The 18,643-nt window shown below is 66.2% G+C and carries 19 protein-coding genes; 4 read left to right on the top strand and 15 right to left on the bottom strand.

The features are described 5' to 3' along the window. Positions 1-264: 264 nt before the first annotated feature. From BP05_RS02940 to tviB, 11 genes are all read right to left on the bottom strand, one after another. Positions 265-1,785: a hypothetical protein gene (locus BP05_RS02940; protein ID WP_496360256.1), complete on the bottom strand. Its 1,521-nt coding sequence runs from the start codon at positions 1,783-1,785 to the stop codon at positions 265-267. Between the two features lies 1 nt (position 1,786). Beyond that, the gene (locus BP05_RS02935; RefSeq protein WP_496360254.1) at positions 1,787-3,097 is read right to left on the bottom strand and encodes an O-antigen ligase family protein; all 1,311 of its coding nucleotides are present in this window, start codon (positions 3,095-3,097) and stop codon (positions 1,787-1,789) included. 5 nt (positions 3,098-3,102) lie between these two features. Then, entirely contained in the window at positions 3,103-4,266 is a 1,164-nt protein-coding gene (locus BP05_RS02930; RefSeq protein WP_496360252.1) for a glycosyltransferase, read from the bottom strand. Then, on the bottom strand, positions 4,259-5,479 hold the full coding sequence (locus BP05_RS02925) for a glycosyltransferase (protein ID WP_496360629.1): 1,221 nt from the start codon (positions 5,477-5,479) through the stop codon (positions 4,259-4,261). The genes BP05_RS02930 and BP05_RS02925 overlap by 8 nt, the downstream gene beginning before the upstream one ends. Positions 5,480-5,639: 160 nt before the next feature. Then, the gene (locus tag BP05_RS02920) at positions 5,640-6,770 is read right to left on the bottom strand and encodes a glycosyltransferase family 2 protein (RefSeq protein WP_496360250.1); all 1,131 of its coding nucleotides are present in this window, start codon (positions 6,768-6,770) and stop codon (positions 5,640-5,642) included. Positions 6,771-6,786: 16 nt separating this feature from the next. Continuing rightward, positions 6,787-8,100: a porin family protein gene (locus BP05_RS02915; protein WP_496360248.1), complete on the bottom strand. Its 1,314-nt coding sequence runs from the start codon at positions 8,098-8,100 to the stop codon at positions 6,787-6,789. A 7-nt stretch (positions 8,101-8,107) separates the two neighbouring features. Then, a complete protein-coding gene (locus tag BP05_RS02910) occupies positions 8,108-8,857 on the bottom strand; it encodes a P-loop NTPase family protein (RefSeq protein WP_496360246.1) in 750 nt (249 codons plus the stop codon). Next, positions 8,854-10,443 carry an XrtA system polysaccharide chain length determinant gene (locus BP05_RS02905; protein WP_496360245.1) on the bottom strand — a complete coding sequence of 530 codons (1,590 nt, stop codon included), beginning with the start codon at positions 10,441-10,443 and terminating at the stop codon, positions 8,854-8,856. The genes BP05_RS02910 and BP05_RS02905 overlap by 4 nt, the downstream gene beginning before the upstream one ends. Continuing rightward, positions 10,440-11,054, bottom strand: a complete 615-nt coding sequence (locus BP05_RS02900; RefSeq protein ID WP_496360243.1) for an XrtA/PEP-CTERM system exopolysaccharide export protein — start codon at positions 11,052-11,054, stop codon at positions 10,440-10,442. The genes BP05_RS02905 and BP05_RS02900 overlap by 4 nt, the downstream gene beginning before the upstream one ends. Positions 11,055-11,131: 77 nt before the next feature. Continuing rightward, complete coding sequence (locus BP05_RS02895) at positions 11,132-12,130, bottom strand: NAD-dependent epimerase (protein ID WP_496360241.1); 999 nt, start codon at positions 12,128-12,130, stop codon at positions 11,132-11,134. Positions 12,131-12,133: 3 nt separating this feature from the next. Beyond that, complete coding sequence (gene tviB, locus BP05_RS02890; RefSeq protein ID WP_496360627.1) at positions 12,134-13,411, bottom strand: Vi polysaccharide biosynthesis UDP-N-acetylglucosamine C-6 dehydrogenase TviB; 1,278 nt, start codon at positions 13,409-13,411, stop codon at positions 12,134-12,136. Positions 13,412-13,663: 252 nt separating this feature from the next. On the opposite strand from tviB, the gene galE reads away from it, so the two are divergent. Further along, positions 13,664-14,767: a UDP-glucose 4-epimerase GalE gene (gene galE, locus BP05_RS02885; RefSeq protein ID WP_496360625.1), complete on the top strand. Its 1,104-nt coding sequence runs from the start codon at positions 13,664-13,666 to the stop codon at positions 14,765-14,767. Positions 14,768-14,833: 66 nt separating this feature from the next. Here the strand turns inward: galE and BP05_RS02880 are convergent, their stop codons facing one another. Together BP05_RS02880 and BP05_RS02875 are read right to left on the bottom strand one after the other, a co-directional pair. Further along, positions 14,834-15,151, bottom strand: a complete 318-nt coding sequence (locus BP05_RS02880; protein WP_496360239.1) for a hypothetical protein — start codon at positions 15,149-15,151, stop codon at positions 14,834-14,836. Positions 15,152-15,270: 119 nt separating this feature from the next. Beyond that, positions 15,271-15,576: a hypothetical protein gene (locus tag BP05_RS02875; protein WP_496360237.1), complete on the bottom strand. Its 306-nt coding sequence runs from the start codon at positions 15,574-15,576 to the stop codon at positions 15,271-15,273. A 246-nt stretch (positions 15,577-15,822) separates the two neighbouring features. On the opposite strand from BP05_RS02875, the gene BP05_RS02870 reads away from it, so the two are divergent. After that, on the top strand, positions 15,823-16,047 hold the full coding sequence (locus tag BP05_RS02870) for a hypothetical protein (protein ID WP_496360235.1): 225 nt from the start codon (positions 15,823-15,825) through the stop codon (positions 16,045-16,047). Positions 16,048-16,341: 294 nt separating this feature from the next. Here the strand turns inward: BP05_RS02870 and BP05_RS02865 are convergent, their stop codons facing one another. Next, on the bottom strand, positions 16,342-16,584 hold the full coding sequence (locus BP05_RS02865; protein WP_496360233.1) for a hypothetical protein: 243 nt from the start codon (positions 16,582-16,584) through the stop codon (positions 16,342-16,344). A 203-nt stretch (positions 16,585-16,787) separates the two neighbouring features. Between BP05_RS02865 and BP05_RS02860 the strand changes: the two genes are divergently transcribed. Together BP05_RS02860 and BP05_RS02855 are read left to right on the top strand one after the other, a co-directional pair. Then, on the top strand, positions 16,788-17,009 hold the full coding sequence (locus BP05_RS02860) for a hypothetical protein (protein WP_496360231.1): 222 nt from the start codon (positions 16,788-16,790) through the stop codon (positions 17,007-17,009). 127 nt (positions 17,010-17,136) lie between these two features. After that, positions 17,137-17,550 (top strand): response regulator, encoded by a 414-nt coding sequence (locus tag BP05_RS02855; RefSeq protein ID WP_496360229.1) that lies wholly within the window; start codon positions 17,137-17,139, stop codon positions 17,548-17,550. A gap of 10 nt (positions 17,551-17,560) precedes the next feature. Here the strand turns inward: BP05_RS02855 and BP05_RS02850 are convergent, their stop codons facing one another. Continuing rightward, positions 17,561-18,643 carry a right-handed parallel beta-helix repeat-containing protein gene (locus BP05_RS02850; RefSeq protein ID WP_496360227.1) on the bottom strand — a complete coding sequence of 361 codons (1,083 nt, stop codon included), beginning with the start codon at positions 18,641-18,643 and terminating at the stop codon, positions 17,561-17,563.

Genomic DNA, 18,643 nt, shown 5'->3' with positions numbered 1-18,643 from the left:
AAAACAGTGAACAGGGGATTCCCTATTCAGGACTTCTCGCGCGCGCGTGATGCGCGCGGATCATAGTCGTCGACCGCGCCAATTGCTGGTCAGGAAAGTGAGGCGTGCGTCACAACTCGAAAGTGCTGGCGGGAATCATGCCAACTGCTCGGACGACGGCGGATCCCCAGTCGAAGTTGAATGCGGCCTCGACCGTATTCAGTCGCACGACCCGTTGGCGTTGCCGCGTGCCGCATGCGACGGACTGACGCAAGCGACGCGGGATCACTTGCCGCAGGCCGTTGCCCCCGCCTTGCCTGCTGCGGGACTCCCAGCGAGTGGCCTGGGATCGAATGCCGCCAGGCTCATGCCGGCCAGCTTCGGATTGCTGCGGCAGTCGGTGCCTTCAGGGCAATGGGCGACTTTCCAGGCCACGTTGCCGGCGTAGCCGATGCGCGCCTTGCTCTTGCCGCCATCGAATGCGGATTGCTTCGCGGGCCGGGCATGCTCGGGAAAGCCGATGACCACGTTGTCGCGGATCTGGATCCGATCGGAGCCGTCGCCTTCGCTGTGGCCGATCTGGGTGGCGCCTTCGCCGGCGATGGTGTTGTCGCGGACGACGGCGGTGTCATTGCCGGTCATCACCAGCTGCAGCGTGCTGCCGTCGGCGCGGCACAGGTCCGCTTCGGTCATGAAGAAGCGGTTGCGGAAATAGCTGCAGTGGCCGACGAGCACCGAGTTCTCGACGAGCGAGTTGCCCTTGATCTTCACCTGGTTGCCCGCGTTGGCGACGGCGTAGACACGGCGCACGGTCACGTGCGTCGAGTCGGCCCCATCCATGTAGCGGAAATCAAGGCCATCGGAAGTGTTGTGGTGCACGTAGGCATCTTCCACCAGCCACGTCCCGCCGGTGTCCGTGGTGCCGAGTCCGTCGCCGTAACCGCCGGTCTTCTGCGCCCAGCAGGCCCACGGCTCGCCGGTGGCAACGCGTTCGCCGCAGCCGTTCCAGCCGATCTCGATATCACGCAGGACGAACCGGCCGGTGTTGGAACTGCCAGCGCCGACATTGGCGTCCCAGCCTGCGGTGCCGTTGCGGTTGAGCTTCACGCGTTCCAAGGTCCAGTTGGCGAGGCCACCGGCATTCATGCCACGCGCCGCCATGCCGTGGATGTTGAGGTCATGGATCCACACGTTCTTCGAGTCGCGCGCATACAGTCCGACACGCGCCCACGGCGTCGAGTCGTCGCAGGTCGCGCGGGCATTGGCGTGCTTGAACACGCAGTCACTGCCATCGGTGATTTCGAGGTTGCCTATCTCGACGTTGGAGCTGCCGTCCAGATTGAGGACGCGATGGATTCCGCGGGTTCCGACGAGTTTGGGGACCTTGCCCGTCGCGCCGAGAATCCGGGTGGGACGCGACGGAGCGGGGCCGCTCGGCACCGCGTGCAGGTAGCCGTCGTCGCCGATCGGATAGGTGCCGGCCCCAATGCGCAGAATGTCGCCACCGGAGATTCGCGGAGCGCCCGAAGGGGGCAGGGCAATGGCCGGGTGCTTCCATGCGCATGCCTGGCCGCTGCCGCGGCCGGAATACGCGGCGTTCGCACGCCCGGTGCATTGGCGCGCGTCGCCGCCATCGGTCCTGACGTAGTAGGTGGTTGCACTGCCTGGTGCCGTGGCGATCGGGATGTCCTGCGGGCCTGCCTTCGCCGAACGGCACACGGTCAGTTTGGGCGCGGCGGTGACGCCGGCCAGCGCAACGACGCATGCGGTCGCGATCGCCAGTGCGAGGCCAGCGCGCGGCGCCATGTCAGGGAAGCGCATCCTTCGGCCTCGCCAATCCGGGCACCGCCCGGGCTGCAAGGGGGAAGCGCTGGCCCATCGGAGGCGGCGGATGCAGCGCCTGCTGGGTCGCGACGACGTCGACTGCGTGCGCCTTGATCGAGCCATAGCGCTCCATCAGTCCGCACAGGATCCAGAAGTTCGCCATGATCACGCTGTCGAAGAACGGACTCCCGTACAGGTTGCCCAGCGCCATCGACACGACCGCGAGAGTGAAGCCCAGCTCGAAGGTCCGCAGCTCAGGCCGCGTGCCCGCGGACTTGCGCAGCCATCGCGTCAGCCGCCACAGGCGCCAGAACACCCACAACAAAGCGAGCAATCCCAGGGGCCCGCATTCGGCCAGCGTCAGCACGAAACCGTTGTGCGCGTCCTTGCCGGCGTATGTGGTGTAGTTGCCGATGTAGTCGCCAAAGCGCCCGAGGCCGACGCCGCCAGGATGGTCGCGCAGCATGTCCAGCGTGCCCTGCCAGATCGCGAAGCGGCTGGCGGTGCTGTCGTCGAACGATACCGCGCCGCTGACGTCGACCTGCTGCGTCTCCTGCACGCGGTCCACCACGCTCCTGGGCAGGAACATGGTCGCCGTCGCGACGAGCAGCACCGCCGCGAGCGTCGCCGCGGGGATGCTCCTCCACGCCAGCACGATCATCACCACGAACAATCCGATCAGGTAGGACTGGCGCGAGTAGGTAAAGAGGATCGCCATCGCGAGCACGCCACTGCCGCCGATCGCCAGCAGCCGCACCAACCGCCCCTGGTGTGGCTGGATGACCAGCGCCGCCAACATCGGCAGGAACATGGCGAAGAAGACGCCGGCGCGGTTGGCCATCTTGATCTGGCCGAACGGACCGGTTGCGCGTTGGGTTTCGGAGAACTGGCCTAGGTTGAACGACAGTCCCTGGAAGACGGCTTCCAGCCCGGCGCCGACCGCGACCAGCAGGACCAGTGCGAGCATCTGCCGGGTTCCCCTCAGGTCGAGGCCGCAGCGGCGGTAGGCCACGTAGAGGAACGGAAACAGTACGGCGACCTTGGCCTCGCGCAGGTCCGCCTCCGCACCGGTCAGGTCGTGCCAGTGCGCCGCGATGAAGCCGATCAGCATGGCGACGAACAGCGCGATCAGCGGCGGCACCATATAGCTCGAGCGCGTCAGGTAGGCGGGATCGCGCGGACCGAACAGCATCGCGACCACCAGCGCAGCCACCGAGATGGCGACGCTCATGTCCGAGGGCAGGTGGGCCGTGTTCGGCAGCAGGATGATCGGGATGGCGTAGAGCAGGCGCATCGGCATTACCGTCCCTGGTCCGCGTGCGCCAGGTCGTGCGCTTGCGACTCGTGAATGCCGAGCAGACAACGCTCGTACACCGCAGAGGTCGCCGCGGCGAGTGCCGCCGGGCTGTAGTGCTGTTCGACGTGCTGCCTTGCCGACTCGGCAAGCCGCGAGCGCAGCGCCGGCTCGGCCAGTCGCGCCATCGCGACGGCGAGGGCGGCGGCGTCGTCACTCGGGAACAGCAATCCGCTGCGCTCGTTCTCGATCAGTTCGACACTGCCACCGACCGCGGAGGCCACCACAGGGCAGCCGGCGGCCATCGCCTCGAGCAGTGCGTTGGACAGGCCTTCGAAATGGGAAGGCAGCACCAGGAAGTCGGAGGCCTGCATCAGTTGCGTGGCGTCCTTGCGCTCACCCAGGAAGCACACGCTGGAGGCCACGCCGCTCTCGGCCGCGAGGCGAGCGAGCGACTCACGCAACGGCCCGTCGCCGACGATGGCCATCCACGGCCGCTGCTCGGGATCCATCAGGGCCAATGCACGCACCAGGCAGGCCAGGTTCTTGACCGGCGCCAGGCGCCCGACGAACAGGCCCATGGGTCGGTCCCTGGGCGCGCCGACCGACGCGCGCAAGGCGCAACGCGCCGACTCGCCCAGCCGGTCGGGGAGCTTTACATCATTGGGGATGGCAGTGAACAACGTATCGGGCATGCCGGTGCGTTGCGCCGTCGCCTGCGCACCCGCGCGCGAGTTGGCGATCACCGCCGCACTGCGTCCGAGCACGAAGCGCTTGAGCCACCAGAACCACGCCGGCCGGTCGGTGCGCACCGAGCTGCGCTCGGACGCCACCAGCACCGGCCTGCGGCCGGAAACCATGCCGGCCAACAGCGTCCACAGTTCGGCGGTCAGCGAATACGCATGCACGAGCGCGTAGTCGCGTTCGCGCAGCAGGCGCGCATAGGCAGCGAGGAATCGGCGATCAAGACGCCCCTGCTTCGGGAGGTAGTGCACCACTACGCCACTGGCGCGTACCGCGTCCACCAGGAATGAGCCGGTCCGGAAATACGCGAGTTCCGGCAGCCATTGATCGCGGTCGAGGCTCTCGAGCAGGTGCTGGACCTGGCGTTGGCTGCCGCCAACTTCCATGCTGTCGATCACCACCAATACCCGCCGGCGCTCACGCATGGCAGGCCGCCTTGAAATGCTCGAGCAGGCGCCCGGCCTCGATGCGCACGTCGAAATCGCGTTCGACCTTGCGCCGGCCTGCTTCGGCCAGCGCATCGCACAGGCGTGGATCGTCCAGCAAGGCCTGCGCGGCGTCTGCCAGCGCCAATGCGTCGCCGGCCGGGACCAGCCGGCCACTCACGCCATCCTCGACCAGTTCGGGGATGCCGGAAATCCGGGTGCTGACCACCGGGAGGCCGCTGGCCATCGACTCCATCAGCACGTTCGGGATTCCGTCGGACTGGCCGTTGGGCGCGACCACGCAGGGCAGCACCATCAACGTGGCTTCGCTCATGTGGCGGACGACCTCGTCGTGCGCCATCGCGCCGGGAAATTCGACGACCGCGTCCAGGCCCAGCGTGGAGCGCAGCGCCTGCAGGCGCGCCCGCTCCGGACCTTCGCCGATCACGGTGCAGGTCACCTCGGTTCCGCGCGAACGCAATTCCGCGAGCGCGTGCAGCAACACGTCGAAGCCCTTCATCGGCACGAGCCGGCCGACCGAGAGAAGCCTGCGCGGCTGGCGCCCGCTGCGCAGGAACGGCAGTTCGGAAAGATTGAGCGAGGAGTGGATCACCTGCACCGGGAGGGCGCCGGGCGCCGGCATCCAGCGTTCCATGAAGCGGACGTTGTGCTCGGTGATCGTGACCGCAAGTGCGGCGCTCGCAAGCTTTCCGGCCATCATGTGGTCGTCGATGAATATGTCGTGCGCGCGGCTGGTGAAACTGAAGGGCCGCTCGAGCAAGCGAGACAGCAGCCAGGCCACGGTCGCCGGATACGTGGCCCACGGTGCGTGTACGAGCTGCGGCTCGAAGGTCCGGATCTCGTCCATTCGGCCCAGGGCGCGGCAGATCGCGACCAGGCTCTTGGCGAGCACGACCGGACGGCGCCAGAACTCGCGCGCCACCATCGCCAGGAACGCCAGGCTGACGGCGGGCTGCCTTATCACGACACCGCAGGCCGCCGCGAAGGTCCGCCGTGCCGTCGCCGGGCTGAATACGCGATCGAGCAGCGCGGCGGCTTGCGGCTGCACGATGCGTTCGCGAGAGGTCTTCAGCGACAGGATCCGCACGTCCACGCCACGTTCGATCAGGGCATGGATCTCGCGGACGATGAACGTTTCGGACAGGCTGGGGAACTGCGATACCACGTACAGGACGCGCTGCAGCGACGGCATCGGTGGCACGTGAGGATGCGGGCAGTACTCGCCCCGCGACGCCGGTGCGGGCGCGCCATTCACGTCGGGAAACAACACATCCGCGCCTGGTGGCATTGGTTCTGATCCGTATCTGGCCTTAAGAGAACGCAGCAGGCGAATCGTGACGGCCATGCGTTGCTCAGCGCCGCGGCGTCCATGTCACGACGCGTTCGCCGCGTACGAACCTGAAGAGACTCACCGCAGAGGCGAGATTGGTGAGCAGGAAGTAATACGGCTGGGCAAGCAGGCGCGATCCTGCCAGCGCGCGCAGCGGCGTGAAACCGAGCATTCCTGCCAGCAGCACCGCGAGCTGCATCGCCAGCAGCCACAGGTAGCGGCCCTGCATGGCGAGGGCGGCATTCGCGAGCAGGGCCACCATCCAGAACAACGGGGACAGATAGCGCAGGAGTTTGTGCGACCACAATTGCCAGGCGAACAGGCCGTACCGCGGCCCCAGGAACCGGCGCTGGCTGGCGAGCGCGGCCAGGCTTCGCAGCCCGACGCGGACGCGCATGGACAGCTCATGATCGGGGCGATCGAGGGTCTGCTCGTAACAGGTGGCGTCCGGTTCGAGCACGGTGCGCAGCCCCTGTTCGCGCACCACCATGGCGGTAACGAAGTCGCTGATCAGTTCCGGCGCAATCGCGCGATAGGCGCTCCGGCGCACGGCGTACAGGCAGCCGGAAACGCCGATCAGCGAGCCGAGCGCGCTCTCCGCCATGCGAAGCATGATTTCGTAGTTCCAGTACGACTTGCCGCCGTGCCCGGTTGCTTCCTCCCGCGCCGCCACGTATGACAGGCGGCCGGCCACGCAACCCACGGAGGGGTCGTGGAAATTGTCCGCGATTGCCTGCAGCGCCCCCGGCGCGATGTCGGTGGTCGCGTCGGTGAACAGCAGGACATCGCCGGTTGCGATCGCGGCCGCCGCGTTCTGGCATGCGGTCTTCCCGAGCCGGCCTTCCACCCGCAGCAGGCGCACATTGGGGGCACCGAACCCCGTCACGATGCTGTCGGTGGCGTCGCTCGACGCATCGGACGCGACGATGACGTCGAGGGTTCCCGTGTAGTCGAGGGCGAGGACGTTGCGCAGCTTCTGGCCGATGTGCGCTTCCTCGTTGTAGGCCGTGATGATCGCGGTCACGGATGGCGACATGTGCGCCTTGCGTACCGGGCGCGGCCATGCGCGCGCCAAAGCGATCGCGGCCACGGGATAGCCTGCGTAGATGTACGCCAGCAGGAAGATCGCCGCCCAGAGCAGTAGTTCCAGCATCCCCTGGCTCCGTCGTTCAGCGCTTCCACCAGGCCGTCAGCTGCACCGCGTTCTCCTTGTACACGGGGTCCGCAAGGTTCGAGTTGCGATGGTTGCGGAAGACTTCCGCCCGCCAGCCCCAGTGCCGGGTCCGCTGCTGCTCGATGCCCACACTCAGCACGTGGTCGATGTCGGTCTCGTCACGGCTCAGGAAATCACGCTTCCGGATCAGTCCGCTGACGAATGCGCTCGTCAGCGGGCGCAGCCGGTAGGCCACGCGATAGCTGAAACTGCGCTCGGTGCGGTTGGAATCGGCCCGGTCCAGGTATTCCAGGCGCCGGTCGACAGCGCGCGCGCGAAGGCTGAGCCGCTCGCCGTTGAGGCGGTAATCCGCTTCGTTGGCACGCAGCTTGTAGACGCCGCCGCTCACCAGCGAGTCCGACGAGGCCACCAGGTCCGGGATCAGCACTTCGTCGGGGTCGCTCAGCCTGACGATCAGGTCCTGTACTTCATCGGCGAACTGGCGGCGCGCCCGCAGGCGCAGCCGGTTCTGCTCGTTGATCTGCCATTGCAGGTCTGCGCGCAGGAGCGGGTTCGAGGCGTCGGCAGCCCCGCTGCGTTCCAGACGGGAGCGGCCGGCGTCCAACTGGTAGGTCACCCGGCGCAGGTTGCCTTCGTAGCGCACGAAGCCGTCCTTGCGGGTGTAGTCGACGGTCGTGGCGTCATCGAAATCCGCCCGGGTCGATGCCAGGTGCAACGAAACCTTCGAGGTCTCGGTCAGGTCGTGCTGTAGCACGCCCGCCGCGCTGTAGCGGCGGCTGTCGAAGCCTGGCGAGATCTCCGCATAGGTATCGGCACCGCGCAGGTCCAGCTGGAAGCGGGTAGTGTCGCTGAAGCGCGCGTAGAGCGTCGGTCCAGCGAGGAACACATTCACCTGCTGCAGGTTGCCGGGGTAGCGGCCGTCGCGGAAATTGATCGGCTCCTCGCTGAGGTAGTCCTCGACCACGAAGTTCAGGCGCTGCGGGAACAGCGACCAGTTGAGCTGGCCTGCGAACTCACTGCGCGTCTCGTCGTCGAATTCATTGCCCGAGTAGTGGCGGCGCTCGATCGCGCCGCGCGCCTGGATCTCGACCGAGGAGCCTTCCTCCCTGAAATCGAACTCGAGGCGAGGGATCAGGACTGTCTCCTTGGCCTGGTTGTTCTCGCTGAGGTTGATGTTGTCGCTGTGCAGGGCCGAGAGCTCGAACTGGTAGTTGAGCCGCGCTGCCTGCGCGCCACCTGCGCCCAGACCCGCGGCCAGCGCGAGCGGGAGGATCGCCAGGCGCAGCCGGCGGGAAGGGGCTGGATGCACGACCGTCTCAGGCGTTTTCATTGAACACAACGCCGGCAAACTTGCGCGGGTCGAAGTTGCCCGCCGCGATCGCGATGTCGGACGGCGTATTGCGGCCGTAGCCAGCGACCAGGATCACCACGTCGGCCAGCTCCGAGAGCATCCTCGCGTCCGGAGCGCCAAGGGCGGGAGGACTGTCGAGGAAGATGTAGCGATCCGAGTAGCTCGCGCGCAGCGAGTCGAGCAGAAGGCGCATGCGGAACGAGGCGAAATGCTCGGTCTCCAGCTCGCCATACGTCGATCGGCCGGCAGGGATCAGCTTGAGGCGCGGGATGCCGGTGCTGTACAGCATCGGGTCGACCTCGGCTTCGGGGTCTTCCAGGTAGTTGATCAAGCCGCCCCGCGCGGTGTCGATCTTCATCGCCACGTGCTGGGTCGGACGACGCAGGTTGCAGTCGATCAGCAAGGCCGTCTTCGACTGGTCGAAGGTCACCGACAGCGCGAGGTTGCGCGCCACGAAGCTACCCCCGCAGCCATCGCTGACCGGGACGACAAGCGTGATGAAGTTGTCGTTCGAGATCGCCAGCAAGCGCGTACGCAGGTCGCGGAAGGAGTCGACCAACTGACGGTTCGCGCCATCGAGGTACGGGATGATCGAACGCTCCGCCAGCTGCGCGGGCGTCAGCGACGTCGACTCGCTGCGCCGAACGATGCTGCGGTGTTCCGACGCAGCCATCCTCGCCAGCGCTTCCGCCGTGGTTTGGTTGAAGTCATTCATAGGACGTCCACCATCTTCAGCATCAGTACGACCGCATAGATCACGGGCACGGAAACCAGGAGGGCCGATCCGAGCTTGAACTGGCGCGCATGCTGTTCCGAGCGATCGCGCGACATGTGCATCGGGATCGTGGCCAGCACGGGCAGTCCGGCCTCGCGCTCGATCTGCAGCGGCATGCGCACGCGCGGATCGTGCTTGACCAGCAATGACAGCAACAGCAGCGGCACGAAGATGGCAACCGCCAGCCCAGCCATCGCGAAGTGCATCAGCCGCAGTCCGGTGGGGAGGAGCGGAACGGAGGCGGGCTCCTGGATCTGGAATCCCAAGCTGCGGCCGTCGGCGTCCAGGCTCATGGAGACACGCGCATTCTCGCGCCGCTTGAGCAGGTCTTCGTACATTTCCTTGTTGACGTCATGGGCGCGGGTCAGCGCCGACACGGTGCCTCCCGATGCCAGTATCCGGTTGCTCCGATCGAGTTCCTCGCGCAACAGCGCCTGCGCGGTCGCGACGCGCGACGCGGCGGCGGCGCCTTGGCGGCGCACATCGGCCAGCTGGTTCCGCAGTTGCTCGTACACCGGATTCATCGTTGCCGTACCGCCCGGCAGCACGGAACCGGTGACGCGGCCGCTGCGCATCTGGCCCCGCATGGCCTGGATCTGGTTGCGCACGCGCACGACGTCCGGGTGCTTGTCGGTGTAACTCAGCAACAGGCGGTCGTACTCGGCCTGCAGGCCGGCGAGCTGCGCATTGGCCTGGCTGGAGCGGGAGATCGTGCTGATCTGGCTCTCGCGCGACAACATGCCCATGACCTGGTGTTCCTGCGCGCCCACGTCGGCCAGGTCCATGCTGGCGTTGTCCACCGCCCGGCGCAGTTCGCCGATCCGGGCAGCGACGTCGGTGTCCACTCCCGGCACCGCATCGGGATTGCTCATGCGGTAGGCCTGCAGCTTGCGATCGGCCTCCGCCAGAGCCTTCTGGTACTGGTCCACCTGTGCATCGATGAACTGGTACGCGGACTTGCTGGCGCGTGCGCGCGTGTCGAGCACCTGCTCGATCAGCGCCTCGGAGTAGCGCTTGGTGACCGCGTACGCACGCTTGGGATCGGAGTCGGAGTAGGTGATCTTGACCAGGCTCAGCTTGGGATCGGACGAGCGCACCTGGGTGCGTTCCGTCACTTCCACCTCGGTGCGATCCATGATGCTGTTGATGGCCTTTTCCTTCTGCAGCGGACTGAGGTCCTTGTCGGTCCAGCCGCCGGCCCGCAACACGTCGTCCATGACGCGGTGGCCGAAGAGAACGTCACGGGAGATCACCGCACGCGAGGCATCGTTGGGAGCCGCGGCGCGTCCTTCCAGCAATGGCGTGATCGGCGCGTTGTCCTGCACCAGCAGCGTCGCCGATGACTGGTATGTCGGTGGCGTGACCAAGCCCCAGGCCAGGAAGAACAGCGCGATGGCCGCGAAGATCGTGGCGAGCGGCAACAGGTAGCGGCGAAGCTCCTTCCGCGCAACGGTGAGCAGGGACAGCGTCGGCAGTCGATCCGGCGCCGGCCCGGGCAGGCTCAGCTGCCTGTACGGACTGTTCACAGGATGCGCTCCGGAACCGTGATGACGTCGCCCGGCGCGACCTTGTAGTTGGTGCTCAGGTCGCCGTTCTCGAGAATGTCGCCCAGCTGCACTTCGTAGGCTCCCGCGCCTTCGCCGCTCTTGCGGTGCAGGCTGGACCGGTCCGGCGCCGCGAATTCGGTGACACCACCAGCGGCGAGCACCGCGTCGAGCACCGTCATGCCCTGGCGATAGGGAATCGACACTGGCGTGCGCACCGCGCCGGTGACGCGAACGCGCGACAGGTACTCGTGGCTGCGCAACTCGGTCAGGATGACCGTGACCTGCGCGTCGCGCACGTACGCGCCGAGCTTGTCCTGGACGTCCTTGGCGACGGCATCCGGCGTGCGTCCACCGGCGACCACGTCACCGACCAGCGGCACCGAGATCTTGCCGTCGGGGCGGACCGGGGCGGTGACGCTCAGCTCCGGATTGCGCCATACCGAGACCTGGACCAAGTCGTCGACACCGATCAGGTATTCGTCCGCGGGAGCGGGCGCGGGCGGGGCGCCCGAAGTGAGGCTCGCGGTGCTGGCGCAACCGGCAAGCAGGAGGGACAGGCCGAAAGCCCGAAGGGCAGCTGCGACACGCATGGCAATTCTCCGATAGACCCCTTTTGGACAACGCCGAGCGCCAGGGCGCCCGGCCAACTTGACAGCGAAAAACTCCTTCAGACCCGGTGGTAGCCGCGGTACCACTCCACGAAGCGTTCCACGCCTATTTCCACGGGCGTGGAAGGCGAGTAACCGACGTCCCGGCGCAGCGCTGCGACGTCCGCCCAGGTGTCCGGAACGTCGCCGGGCTGCAGCGGCATCAGCCGCCGTTCAGCCTTGCGGCCAAGGCATTTCTCGAGCACGTCGATGTAGTGCAGCAGTTCCACCGGCTGGTCGTTGCCGATGTTGTAAACGCGATACGGCGCAGTGGACGTGCCCGGCGACGGCGTGACGGCCACGTCAACAACGGGCACCCGGTCAAGCGTGCGGACGACGCCCTCGACGATGTCGTCGATGTAGGTGAAGTCACGGCTGTGGCGGCCGTTGTTGAAGATGTCGATCGGCTCGCCGGCGAGGATCTTGCGGGTGAAGAGGAACAGCGCCATGTCCGGCCGGCCCCAGGGGCCGTACACGGTGAAGAAGCGCAATCCGGTGGTCGGCAGCCCGAACAGATGGCTGTACGTGTGCGCCATCAACTCGTTGGCCTTCTTCGTCGCCGCGTACATGCTCACGGGATGGTCGACGTTGTCGTCGACCGAAAACGGCAGCTTCCGGTTGGCGCCGTATACAGAACTCGACGACGCGTAGACGAGGTGCTCGATGCCGCGATGGCGGCAGGCTTCCAGGATGTTGAGGAAGCCCACGATGTTGCTGTCGACGTACGACCGGGGATTTTCCAGGGAGTAGCGAACGCCGGCCTGCGCGGCCAGGTTCACCACTCGCTGCGGGCCGAAGGCTGCGAATGCCTCGGCCACGGCTGCGTCATCTTCGAGCGAGCCCCGCATGAAGCGGAAATTCGGGTGCGGCAGCAGCCGGTCCAGCCGGGCCTGCTTGAGCGCCGGGTCGTAGTACGCATTGAGATTGTCGAAGCCGAGCACTTCGTCGCCGCGTGCAAGCAGCACTTCGCTCAGCTTCGAGCCGATGAATCCCGCCGCTCCGGTTACCAGTACGCGCATGGGTCAGAGACAGCCGTCGACGCTGGCCCGCGGCAGCGCTCGCTTGACGTCGAAGAGGACCGCGCCCGGAGAACCGTAGGCGCGGATCCGATCCGGGCCCATCGACACGAATTCGCCATGGGCCACGGCGAGTACGACCGCGTTGTACTCGCCGGCCTTGGGTTCGGAAACCATCGTGACGCCGTATTCGTCGCGTGCATGTTCGGCGTTGACCCATGGATCGTGGACATCGACCCGCGCGTTGTAGCAGCGCAGTTCGCGCACGATGTCGATCACCTTGGTGTTGCGCAGGTCGGGGCAATTCTCCTTGAACGCCAGCCCCAGGATGAGCACGCGCGACTGGGTCATGTCCTGGTTGCGCTGGCGCATCAGTTTCACCACGCGCCGCGCGACGTGGCTGCCCATGCCGTCGTTGATCCGCCGGCCCGCGAGGATCATGTCCGGGTGGTAGCCGATCTGCTGTGCCTTGTGCGTGAGGTAGTACGGGTCGACGCCGATGCAGTGGCCTCCGACCAGGCCTGGACGGAACGGCAGGAAGTTCCACTTGGTTCCGGCTGCCTCCAGCACCTCGTGGGTGTCGATCTCGAGCCGGTGGAAGATCAGTGCGAGCTCGTTGATCAGGGCGATGTTGACGTCGCGCTGGATGTTCTCGATGACCTTGGCCGCTTCCGCGACGCGGATGCTCGACGCCTTGTGGGTGCCGGCCGTGATGATGCTTCCGTACAGCTGGTCGACGAACGCCGCGACTTCGGGCGTGGAGCCCGAGGTGACCTTCTTGATGGTCTCCAGGCGATGCTGCGGATCGCCGGGGTTGATGCGCTCGGGGCTGTAGCCCGCGTAGAAATCCTGGTTGAAGACAAGGCCCGATTCGCGCTCCACGATGGGAATGCAGATTTCTTCGGTGGCGCCGGGGTAGACCGTGGATTCATAGACGACGACGCCGCCACGCCCGATCGCGCGGCCCACCGTGCGGCTCGCCGACTCCAGCGGTCGCAGGTCCGGGCGCTTGTACTCGTCGATGGGGGTCGGCACGGTCACGATGAACACGTTGCAACCCGCGAGCGCGGCCGCGTCGCTGCTGAACTCCAGCAGGTTCGCCTCGCGCAGGTCGTCGCCGGTCACCTCGCGGGTATGGTCGTGGTGGTTCCGGAGTTCGGCCACGCGCGACGCATTGATGTCAAAGCCGACGGTCGGAAACCGCTTCCCGAATGTCACGGCGAGAGGCAGCCCGACATAACCCAGGCCGATGATGGCGATGCGCACTTCATCGAGCGCGGCCAACGGTGCATTGATTGCCAAGCAAACCTCCCCTGGATCGACTTCCGGGTCGAGACGCGCGCCCGATGGCGGCATCGGCTCACTGGGAAACGCCAATTGCGTGCCAACGCGGACAGACGGCATCAAACCGCCCTGAATGTGAAGGACGCATGCGCGCGCGCCGCGCAGGGCAGGGTGGACGGCGGCGCCGCTGTTTCGCGTTGTCTTGGAGACGGGAAGCAACCACGGCGGGCGCTCATGGCGGGCAAGGCACCAATGTCCATCCTTGTCTGCGGCGGCGCCGGCTACATCGGCAGCCACACCTGCGTCGCGCTGGCCGAGCAGGGCTTCCGCATCGTCATTGCCGACAACTTCGCCAACAGTTCGCCGCGCGTACTGTTGCGCCTGCAACGGATCATCGGCGCCCCGGTGGAATGCGAACGGGTGGACCTGCGCAGCAAGAGCGCGCTGAAACGGCTGTTTTCGCGCCACCGCTTCGACGCCGTCATGCACTTCGCCGCCCTCAAGGCCGTCGGCGAATCCTGCCAGCAACCCTTGACGTACTTCGACAACAACATCAGCGGCACGGTCAACCTGCTCCAGGCCATGCAGGGGGCGGGGGTCCATCGACTGGTATTCAGCTCGTCCGCCACCGTGTATGGCGAACCGCAGCGCGTGCCCGTCGACGAACACGCCTCACTCGGCGCGACCAACCCCTACGGCCGCACCAAACTGGTCATGGAACAGCTGATCGGCGACGTCTGCCGTGCCTCACCGACGTTCCACGCCGCCAACCTGCGTTACTTCAATCCCGTGGGCGCGCATTCCTCCGGCCTGATCGGCGAGGACCCCGCGGGCGTCCCCAATAACCTGATGCCGTATATCTGCCAGGTCGCGGCGGGCAGGCGCAGCAAGTTGAGCATCTTTGGGGGCGACTACCCGACCCCGGACGGCACCGGCGTCCGCGACTACATCCATGTCACCGACCTCGCCCAGGCGCACGTGGATGCCCTGGGCTTCGTGGTCCGCGAGCAGCAGAGCGTTACGGTCAACCTGGGCGCCGGCCGCGGCATCAGCGTGCTGGAACTGGTGCGGGCCTTCGAAAGGGCATCGGGCCGCCGCATCCCCTACGAGGTCGTCGACCGCCGTCCCGGCGACGTGGCGCAGGTTTACGCCGATACCTCGCTGGCCGAGCGCCTGCTTGGCTGGCGCGCCCGCCTGGATGTCGATGCCATGTGCCGCGACGCTTGGCATTGGCAGTCCGCGAATCCGCATGGCTACGAGCGGAGGAGGGGAGATGTGGGGGAGAGGGTGCGTCCGGGCCGAGCCGAGCGGCCGCGTCATCCCGACGGCTCGGATGGAGTCGGCGCGGTTACATGACGGCGCCCGCCGGGGTGCGCGGCCCACAGTTCTACAGCGGACCGCGACTCGAAACCGGCACCGCCCTCAACTGAAGCGTTGATCGAAGCCCAGAAGTTCCGCCGCGGCAGCCAGGTAAGGGTCGGCCGTGCGGCGCGCGGCACGCGTGTACTTCAGATCCCGGTCGATGAGGTGGTCGATGGCCTTCAGGGCGAAATCGACCGCGGCGCCTCGCGCGGCCGTTTCCTGCTCGAAAGGCCCCAGCTCGCTGCCGATCGGAGCCCTGAGCCCCGCAATGAGCACATGGGCCCGCCAGTGTCCGCCCTGATTTTGGTCCGTCGTGATGTGGAACCCGATACCTCTGTGTACGTAGCCTCTTGCACAGCCTTGCATGCTGTCCCCCATGTCTGCTTTCCCTCGGCGTGGTGCCTCGTAGCGACTATCCCGGCACCGGAGTCGGTTGTTCGTGAATTTGCCTGGTGCGCTGCGCGTCGTGCATCGCGCCGGCTTCGGCGCAGTCGCTCTCAGGACTGCGCCGCCCAGAAGTGACGCCGGCGCTTGGGCATGACATCCAGCGCCGGGGCGGGAGCGTTCTCCGCGTCCCAGAGCTGGTCTGTCGCACGCTGCGAGTACGGCGGCGGCGGGACAGTGCGGGCAGGCAGGCCCAACGGTTCCGCCTCCCAGGTGATCAGGATCTGCTCGTACTGATCCATGAGCGAGCTGTCGTAGAGGTGCAGGCCGGCCCGATGGCCTCGGCTCAGCGTCGCCACGCGATCCAATCGGGCAAGCAACTCCCGAAGTTGTGCGGCCTGCATTTCAGTCAACTTCATGATGATCTCCCTCGTTGTAGGGAGTGATCTATCACCGGCAGCGTCAACGCGAAATCAGCGATGCGATGCATGGCCCCGCAATCGAGGGGAATTGATGAATCGTCCATGAAGCCATGGTGTTTTGCGGCGTCGGCGGCAGTTCGGTTCGCGATTCCACGACGGCAGTCGCGAACTTTCGGAAGGGGTTTCACCCACTTTTGATGCTCCCGACTTTTACGCTTGCGGCCAACATTCGAGAGGCGACCGATGGCTGCTCTGACACTCGAGGAGCAGGGATTACTCCTGATCCTGGAGCGGATCAAAAACAAGACCTTCGTGCCGGGACCTGCTGTACGCGCCGCATTGCTCCAGCGCCAACTGGTTGCTCCGGGAAGCGTGCTCGTACTTACTGCCGAGGGCGAGCGCTGCCTGTTCGACTTGAGGCGTCGCGCCGCGACGCGTGCCCACGCATCGGCCCGATCGCCCGCGTGATGCGCCCCGAGTGAGTATTCACGGGTCTGAGGCTCATGACTTCGTGCTGGCGTCGCTGCAGAGGCTGCAGGAGGCCGAGCGTGGCGACGGACTGCAAAGCATGCTGGCGCCCGCGTCGCTACGCGTCTAGTTACATAATATACATTATGCGAAGTTGAGGGGCATCCGGGTCGGCACCTCGAGCCGCTTTCCAGCGCCCCAGCCAAGGCAAAGCCAGCCCTTCGAGCCAGTTGGAACGCAGACGCCGACGGTCCTTCCGATAAGCCCTGTCGGCGCCAATCTGCGCCCGGCCCGCTATCCCGACCGCACCGAAACTGAAAGCGCTCGGCGCTCGTGCTGGGTTGACGTTGCGGGCGCGCTGGCCGGTTCCTGCGATTGCGACTGCGAGCCCTGAAGCTGGCCCTGAAGCTGGTTCTCCCAAGCGATCAACGTCGCCAGGTACTTGTCGAAGAGTGCGCGGTCGTCCAGGTGGAGTCCCGCCCGATGACCGCGACTCACCGTCGCGACGCGGTCGAGCCTGGACAGCAACTCGCGCATGCGGGCCCTCTGCGATTCGCCCGATCCAAAATCCATAACGACCTCCCTCTTAATGGAGACCGGTCTACCAACGACACTGTCAACGCTGCGCGATAGCGTGATCGACCGCGTGTATCCCAACGCGATCTTCCTGGGCGTTTTTCCCTAAAGCCGTGGCAACGATGGCGCAGTAGGATCGGGCGTTCGTACGGAGGGAAACCGCCATGCATCCCATCACACCGGCCCAACGCGCCTATCTGGAACACCTGGGCGAACAGGCGCACAGGGAATTTTCCAGCAGTTCGTGGAACGATCTCAGCCAGATCCTCGCGGCACGATGGCGGCAGTTCAAGCTCGACAACGATCCGGCATGGGAGGACGTCAGTTCGATCGCCCATACGGCGTGGCTGGCAAAGACCTTTCCCGGGGAAGTCCGCAAGCCTTAGTCCGACCGCGTGCCCCCGAAACCAAGCGCTTCCGTATCAGCGGCATTCAGCCCGAAATGCGCGCAACGACGCAGCAACGACATCGTCAGCCGCAGAATCCCGAGCTGGAAGCTTGAGGGAGCGCCACATGGGCCCAGCGGTCGCTGGAAATCGCGTGCATGGCAACAACCTGCCCGGCAACACCGTGCTTATCGTCGAAGACGAAAAGCTTCTCGCCATGATGCTGGAGGATCTTCTGCTCGATGCCGGGCACCGCGTCGTGCATGCCACGTCGCTGGATGACGCGCTGGCGATCGTGGAAAGCCAGGCGTTCGACGCCGCGATCCTCGACATCAACATCGAGGGTCAGGAGGTGTTTCCGCTGGCAGCCCGCCTGCGCGAGTTGCAGACGCCATTCGTATTCGCCTCGGCCAGCGACGCGGTGCGTATCGGCCCGGAATTCCAGGCAGAACAGCTGATCGCCAAGCCCTACACCATCGAGCAACTGCAGCAGTCGCTGGATCGCATGCTCTCCCCTGCCCCGGCCGGACCACACGACTAGCACCCTGCAATCAGTCGTACTGGTTCGCGGATACGACATTTCCCGGTGAGTCCGGCGCGAGTTGCACGTGCGCGCGTGCGGAGCGGCCCACCGCGGCGGAGACGCGAATGCTGCTGTTGTTGGCTGAGAACCGGTTTGCTTCCACGCGGAAACCGTTGGTCCTGCCACGCAGCGCGACGCCCGCATGGCGGTTGCGCCGGATGAGGTTCTCCGCAACCAGGCCGTTCTCGGCCTGCACGGTGTAGATGCCAAAGCCGTTGCCGTCGATCGTGCAGCCGCGGATCTTCACGTTGGCGGCCCGGTGATAGACCTGTATCCCGCCGCCCCTGTTTCCGCGCAGGACGCAACGCTCGATGGCGATGTCGTCGGCGCGACCGGGGCGGTCCGGTTCGATGTCGATGCCGTATTCCGGCTTGGTTCCATGGGTGTCGCTGAACTCGGAATCCACCACGCGCACGCGGCGCGACCGGCCGATCGTCAACCCCTGCCTGCGATTGCCACGGCTGACGACATTGGCGATGAGAATGTCGGTGGATGGCCGCCCTTCCGCACCGACCCTGGCCAGGCCGCCGATGGAAATGCCATCGCCCCAGCAACGTGATACGCGCAGGTTGCTGACGGTCACGCGCGATGCGCCCCGGATCATGATGCCGTGCCCCCATTCGCCGGCGCTCCCCAGGTGAGCATCGCGTTCGCCGATGATCTCGCCGCCGGTGATCCGCACATCGCTGACGCCTTCCACCAGCAGTACATATCCGCGCGGCGCGGCGTTGGGCTTGGCCATGAGGACGGCTCCGCTGGCCATTCGCAGCGTGATATTGCTGCGCAATCGGATGCTGCGAACCGGATCGATCAGGTAGCGGCCCGGCGGCACGGTCACGACGCCCGCGGTCGTTGCCGCCCGATCTATGGCGTCCTGGAATGCGACGGTGTCGTCGTGGATGCCATCGCCGCGGGCGCCGGTGGCGCGCACACTAACGCCAGTGGCTGGCGTCGCGGTGGCAAGCGCGCACCAGGCCTGCATCGGCGCCAACGACCAACCGTACAGGGATGCACGCAGCAAGCGTCGCCGAAGCTCGTTCGTTGCACGCAT

The sequence above is a fragment of the Lysobacter oryzae DSM 21044 genome, assembly GCF_059568595.1.
Note: the sequence above shows the minus strand (reverse complement) of the source record. Positions and strands in the feature narration are given on the sequence as shown.